Consider the following 404-nt stretch of genomic DNA (forward strand, 5'->3'; position numbering starts at 1 on the left):
CTAGGGTGCTGAAGGCTTTTACGTTTTTGTAGGTGCTCATGGCATTTTCGGCGGCGCTGATTCCTTTTGTTGCCGAATAGATGCCTTTGCCGCCTTTGACGGCTCTGCCTGCCCAGCCGACGACTGGAATGAAGCCGGCTAATGCCATACCTCCTGCTGCTAAGCGCTGTGCGGTTGACATCTTTTCGCCTGTGACGGGATCGACGCCTTCGACTGCGCGCTTGCAATCATAATAGCCGGTGAATTTATAGAAATGTTTACTATAACTCTAGCTTCTCATAAGAAAAACCGGGCATAGCCCGGTCCTTTTCATGGTTAGAGAATATCCGATAATTTGTACTCTATGCCATGTACCCCTTTATAATACTCAGGATACATTTCACCCCCACATTTTTCACATGCAA

1 pseudogene is annotated in these 404 nt (G+C 47.8%); it reads right to left on the minus strand.

Going from position 1 to position 404, the window contains the following annotated elements:
* Positions 1-241 (minus strand): annotated as a pseudogene (locus tag M3600_RS28645) (pre-toxin TG domain-containing protein); the annotation flags it as partial.
* Positions 242-404: the final 163 nt, after the last annotated feature.

The sequence above is a fragment of the Niallia sp. MER 6 genome, from assembly GCF_023714395.1.
Classification (GTDB): domain Bacteria; phylum Bacillota; class Bacilli; order Bacillales; family Cytobacillaceae; genus Niallia.